Source organism: Shewanella sp. POL2 (assembly GCF_000282755.1).
Lineage (GTDB): Bacteria > Pseudomonadota > Gammaproteobacteria > Enterobacterales > Shewanellaceae > Shewanella > Shewanella xiamenensis.
The window spans coordinates 1-5676 of the sequence record NZ_AKZL01000145.1; the positions used below are offsets into that span (position 1 = coordinate 1).

Annotated in this window: 4 protein-coding genes and 3 tRNA genes; 2 read left to right on the forward strand and 5 right to left on the reverse strand. The window is 45.6% G+C overall.

Translation table 11 applies throughout. The features are described 5' to 3' along the window. Nucleotides 1-17 precede the first annotated feature (17 nt). From SHEWPOL2_RS21250 to SHEWPOL2_RS21265, 4 genes are all read right to left on the reverse strand, one after another. A tRNA-Leu gene (locus SHEWPOL2_RS21250) sits at nucleotides 18-104 on the reverse strand. Between the two features lie 49 nt (nucleotides 105-153). Next, nucleotides 154-227, reverse strand: a tRNA-Cys gene (locus SHEWPOL2_RS21255). 23 nt (nucleotides 228-250) lie between these two features. Further along, nucleotides 251-326, reverse strand: a tRNA-Gly gene (locus SHEWPOL2_RS21260). A gap of 277 nt (nucleotides 327-603) precedes the next feature. Next, the gene (locus SHEWPOL2_RS21265) at nucleotides 604-2037 is read right to left on the reverse strand and encodes a glyceraldehyde-3-phosphate dehydrogenase (protein WP_023267065.1); all 1434 of its coding nucleotides are present in this window, start codon (nucleotides 2035-2037) and stop codon (nucleotides 604-606) included. Nucleotides 2038-2243: 206 nt separating this feature from the next. On the opposite strand from SHEWPOL2_RS21265, the gene SHEWPOL2_RS21270 reads away from it, so the two are divergent. Both SHEWPOL2_RS21270 and gap read left to right on the forward strand, forming a co-directional pair. After that, nucleotides 2244-3131, forward strand: coding sequence for a DUF2989 domain-containing protein (locus SHEWPOL2_RS21270; protein WP_037431478.1), 888 nt, complete (start codon nucleotides 2244-2246; stop codon nucleotides 3129-3131). Nucleotides 3132-3345: 214 nt separating this feature from the next. Further along, nucleotides 3346-4356, forward strand: coding sequence for a type I glyceraldehyde-3-phosphate dehydrogenase (gene gap, locus SHEWPOL2_RS21275; protein ID WP_037418518.1), 1011 nt, complete (start codon nucleotides 3346-3348; stop codon nucleotides 4354-4356). A gap of 173 nt (nucleotides 4357-4529) precedes the next feature. Here gap and SHEWPOL2_RS21280 read toward each other — a convergent pair. Further along, nucleotides 4530-5676, reverse strand: a 1147-nt coding sequence (locus SHEWPOL2_RS21280) for an IS4 family transposase (RefSeq protein WP_204366701.1), incomplete at its 5' end; no start/stop codon positions are given.

Genomic DNA, 5676 nt, shown 5'->3' on the forward strand with positions numbered 1-5676 from the left:
AGGCCTTTTTTATGTTATGGTACCCGAGGCCAGACTTGAACTGGCACGCTGTTACCAGCGAGGGATTTTAAATCCCTTGTGTCTACCGATTCCACCACTCGGGCAAACTCTTTATATTAACGACAGTAATCGTATCATTAATACTTTAATCTATGGAGGCGCGACCCGGAGTCGAACCGAGATCGACGGATTTGCAATCCGCAGCATAGCCATTCTGCCATCGCGCCAAATTTCCAAACTCGTAAAGATTTGGAGCGACATATCGGGTTCGAACCGATGACCTATACCTTGGCAAGGTATCGCTCTACCAACTGAGCTAATGTCGCATCGATGTCATAGAGTAACGTTACTACGCTTTCCCCTGACTGCGGATTGGCATTCTACCGATTTAACCTTCAGAGTCAATCAACAAATTTGAAATATTGCGCTTAACCACACTGTTTGCCCAATATTCAGCCATAGCGATATAAACTTGCCGATAGAATCAACAATTCACGGATTTGCTCAATAACAATGTCCAGATAAATTGTTATTCAACATAATTGAAGTATAAAAAAAGCGCCCTCTCAGGCGCTTTCTCTGTTGTACTACTGTCTGTCGCAATTAAGCAGGCAGAGACAGCGTTGTTAAGCCTAACATCGTTTGCATCACACCGACTACTTGGCAGCTGTAACCAAATTCGTTGTCATACCATACGTACAGAATGGCGCGTTTACCTTCGGCGATGGTCGCTTGAGAATCAACCACGCCCGCATAGCGAGAACCCACTAAGTCGCTTGATACGATTTCAGTTGAATCTGTGTAGTCGATTTGGTTCTGCAAGGGTGATTGCAGCGCCGTGTCTTTTAGGTATTCGTTCAATTCGTCTTTGTTGGTCTCAGCATTTAAGTTCATGCTGATGATTGCCATAGACACGTTTGGCGTTGGCACACGAATCGCGTTGCCAGTCAGTTTGCCCGCTAATACTGGCAGAGCTTTAGCGACGGCTTTCGCTGCGCCCGTTTCAGTGATCACCATGTTTAATGGTGCACTGCGACCGCGACGGTCAGCACTGTGGTAGTTGTCGATCAGGTTTTGATCGTTTGTATATGAGTGAATCGTCTCAACGTGACCATTCTCGATACCGTACTTATCATTTACCGCTTTCAGTACTGGTGTAATGGCGTTAGTGGTGCAGCTCGCTGCAGACACAATGATGTCTTCTGGCGTAATATCGCCTTCGTTCACACCGTAAACGATGTTCTTGATGGCGCCTTTTGCTGGTGCTGTCAGTAACACTTTGCTTGCACCAGGGCTCTTCAAGTGTAAGCCAAGGCCTGCTTCGTCTTTCCAAATACCCGTGTTGTCTACCACTAAGGCATCTGTAATACCGTATTTAGTGTAATCCACTTCATCTGGTGAGTTTGCGTAAATCACTTGGATATAAGTACCGTTAGCGATGATAGCGTTGTTCTCTTCATCCACTTCAACAGAACCGTTAAATGGACCATGAACAGAGTCACGACGCAGTAAGCTTGCGCGTTTTTCTAAATCGCCCTTCTTACCACCACGTAATACGATTGCACGCAGTCTTAACTTGTTGCTGCGACCAGTACGTTCGATCAGTAAGCGCGCTAATAAGCGGCCAATACGACCAAAACCATACAACACCACATCACGCGGAGCGATATCATCAGCATGATCAATCGCAGCCGCTAATTCGCGTGCCATATAGCTTTCAATTTCGTTGGTATCGGTATGTTCAGCCCAGTATTTGACAGCAAGCTTACCAATATCCACTTTACATTGTTTAACAGCGAGTCTGCTTAAGGCTTGAACAAACGGGAAACTCTCGCGTAAACGTAATTTCTCACCGACATGACGACGAACTAAACGGTGCGCTTTAATAATCTCAATAGTAGAAGCATTGAGTAATGGCTTACCATAAACCACAACTTCGACGCCTTGGTTACGGTATAACTTGCCCAGCAAAGGTTGCATTGCCTCTGCCATTTCAAAACGTTCTTGCCAACTTTGTAGGTGTTTATCAGCGCTCATTTACAGATCCTTTATCTCACTTTTCAATAAAATATATTGAAAGGTTTGAGTAACATGACGAAAAGACCAATAATCTTATGTAGGTTTTAGGGAAAACCCTCTGTTTTGGTCGGCGCCATTGTAATGAAAACTGACCCAGCTTGCTAGTAAGATATTTTCTGTAAATCTGTAATTTTATTAGAGAAAATTGCATTTTGGAGCGTATTTTGAGACAAAATCTAGTAATAATTACATCATTTACCCTCGCGATAAGCCTTTTCGGTTGTGATAATGGCCGAAATATCGAAACGATTTGTAAAAATAATCCTGAAATTTGTGCAGATTTGCATAAGGATGGCTGGTGTTTAGCAGAGAAAACAAAGTTGATCCAAAGTCGATACGACCTAATGGACAATAAAAATCCTACAGGCAAGCAACTCTATCAACAGTTAACTTACCTCGAGGACTATAGTCGATGTATTGAATTGGCCTCGGGCGTTCAGCACATTATCCACACAAGCCGCACAGCTGATAGAGCCAGAGCCTTTCGACTAAGTACACAAAATTTGAGTCGGTTGCAGGATGAAACCCGCGAGCGCCAAGACCCGTTTATGTCTTATTATCAATGGACACGTTTTGGTGACACGGATGCGTTAAACCGACTCTTGGCGCAAGAAAATGCTGGCGAAGTCACTGAGCCATTTCTTTTAGCGCAAATAGCCACCTACTACAGCAACCGTAATGCCATCAAAGCGCAACAACTCTACCTTACTGTGTTCGCAGAGATCCAATACGCTGACTTTGATCCAAATTGGTTGCTTGGGCTCGCTGCAGCCTATCGCCAAACCCAAGCGCTTGAAAAAACTTACATGCTGACAAAAGCCAATTTACTACTTACGCAGCAGAAGTATTCTGAAGATAAGATGCTAGCCTTAATCGGTGGCAACAAAACGCTGGCGACAAAATTAGATGAATACGCCCAGAACTTGATCAATGCGTTAGAAAATGGCCTCTATTCGACTAGTCCGGTTGCGCTCTGGCTTGCTCCACCTCGGACAGAGGTAACACCGCCAGCGGCAACTCCCGTCGAACCAGAGAAGCCAAACTCGCCTTAAGGCTTGGGCCTTGAGTAACGTCGGCAAAATGTTTGCCATCTTGTAATTTTTTATCCAAATGCAGTGCTAAAAAAGGTGTTTTCGCGAGCAATGTAAAAAAAACACCTAATTTGTTAACCAAATCCCGGCAAAATAGCCGAATTAACTTGACGATAGCTGTCAGTTTGGTAATTTTACTACCAGTTGAATTTTATAATCACCAGAGGGATATGAGATGACTATCCGTGTTGCAATAAATGGTTACGGCCGTATCGGTAGAAACGTATTACGCGCCCTGTACGAAAGCGAAAAAGCTTACCCAATCAAAATTGTTGCCATCAACGATTTAGGCGACGCTTCAATCAACGCTCACCTGACAAAATACGATTCTGTACATGGTCGTTTCAATGCCAAAGTTGAGCATGATGCTGAAGCAATTTATGTTAACGGTGACAAGATCCTCACTTTCCAAGAGCGCGATCCAGGCAAATTACCTTGGGGCGACCTACAAGTAGACGTGGTATTTGAATGTACCGGTATCTTCACTTCTAAAGATTCTGTTCAACCGCATTTAGCCGCTGGCGCAAAGAAAGTGATTATCTCTGCACCAGGCAAAAACGTTGATGCAACCGTCGTTTACGGTGTGAACAACAATGTGTTGACCGCGGATATGACCGTTATCTCTAACGCGTCATGTACCACTAACTGCTTAGCGCCTTTTGCTAAGCCGTTAAATGACGAAATTGGTATCGAATCAGGTCTGATGACCACCATCCACGCGTATACCAACGACCAACGTTTATCTGACGTATACCACACAGATTTACGCCGTGCCCGCGCTGCGGCACTGTCGATGATCCCTACTAAAACGGGCGCTGCGGCTGCTGTAGGTTTAGTTGTGCCTGAATTACAAGGTAAATTCGATGGTTTAGCGGTACGTGTACCGACTGTTAACGTGTCTTTAGTGGATTTATCTTTCATTGCATCACGTGACACAACCGTTGAAGAAGTTAACGCCATCATCGAGCGTGCAGCAAGCGTAGCACCACTGAGCGAAGTGTTGGCCGTCAACAAAGAGCCATTGGTATCTATCGACTTTAACCACAATGCGTTTTCATCTAACTTCGATGCGACGCAAACCCGTGTTAACGGCCGTTTAGTCAAAGTAATGGCTTGGTACGATAACGAATGGGGCTTCAGTAACCGTATGTTAGACAACGCGGTTGCGTTAATGAACGCTAAATAATCTCGATTAGCGAGTTAGCTAAAGCCCTGCAAATGCAGTAATGCCACTCGCTTAAGAGCGAGTGGCATTTTTACTTGGATATTTCACCGTTTTCTTTAGCACCACACGCGGGTAGCTGGGCCGCTTCCTCTTCAGGGGTAAAATCAACCGCTTGCCATTTTCCCGCAGTCGTTTTAAGTGCTGTGGGACGCTCCAGGACTCCCCCTGTCGCTCCAACCAAACTCATCCTGGATTAAAAACAGGGCATTAATGAAACTTATTCTCTGTGGCTCAACTTGATGCTGCACTGCCATGGCAGCCATCTCTAGCCGCACAATATTGTAGGTCGTCAAGATACCCCATAATTCTTGATACACCCCATCCTTCTTCTTACTGCGCAGGACAGGTTTATTTTCCAGTTGATATTGCTTCAGCTCACCATAACCCCTCTCTATCTCCCATCGCTGCCAATACACCTTGAGCAAATCGTTCACTGGATAAGTGTCGGGACATAGGCAGGACGTGATAAACCCTTTGATATCACCTTTGGGTGATGGAATAAGGATAAGGCGGGCTTGCCAGCTCTCCCCCAAATAAGGCGCTTGTTGTTTAGCTTGGGATGATACCGGCATCTCAACCAGATGGTCATACTCTGAGAATGACTCGATAATTCTATAGCGGGTCTTAGACTTTATCGGGGTTAACCAATGGGTGTTAGTCCCGCTTCCTTGCCAGCTGATGAGCAATTCGGCAGACATAAACCCACGGTCAAACAACGTGAGCGAATGCTCGGGAGCTGAGCCAACCAATTGCTGTGCGTAGTGAATTTCACTGTGGGTAACAGGCCCGAAAGCCGCATCAGAAAGTAAGTGGCTGCGAGTAGACATTAAGGTGACCGCCAGCACAGAGGGAAAACAAGCCGTGCTTTGTGCAAAGCCAAAGTAATGGTTTTCTTCAGTGTTATGCGTCTTAAAATACGTCCCATCAACACTGAGCAATTTCAATCCCGCTATCTCATCAAATTCACACTGTGTTTCCCACTGTGCAGCGGTTGTTTTGAACAGATAACGCATGGGCTCTGAACCCAACTTTTCTTTGGCTTTGATGATGCTACTAGTCGCCAGTGGCGGGAGCTCCCCCTTGGCGTCGGGAAACGCCAGTGAGAGCGTATCACAGACTTGCTGAATCGAGCGGTTACGCATCAAACCAATGCCTAGAACCAACCAAACCGCTTGCTCTGCAGGGAAACGACGGGTTCGAAGTGATGCCCTGCCAGTTTGTTGCACAGCCTCAGCCACCCAATCCATGGGAACATGTTTGGCGAATACATCAATATCCTGC

Coding starts and splice junctions, on each gene's coding strand:
- gap (WP_037418518.1), top strand. CDS start 3,346: ATGACTATCCGTGTTGCAATAAATGGTTACGGCCGTATCGGTAGAAAC.
- SHEWPOL2_RS21265 (WP_023267065.1), bottom strand. CDS start 2,037: ATGAGCGCTGATAAACACCTACAAAGTTGGCAAGAACGTTTTGAAATG.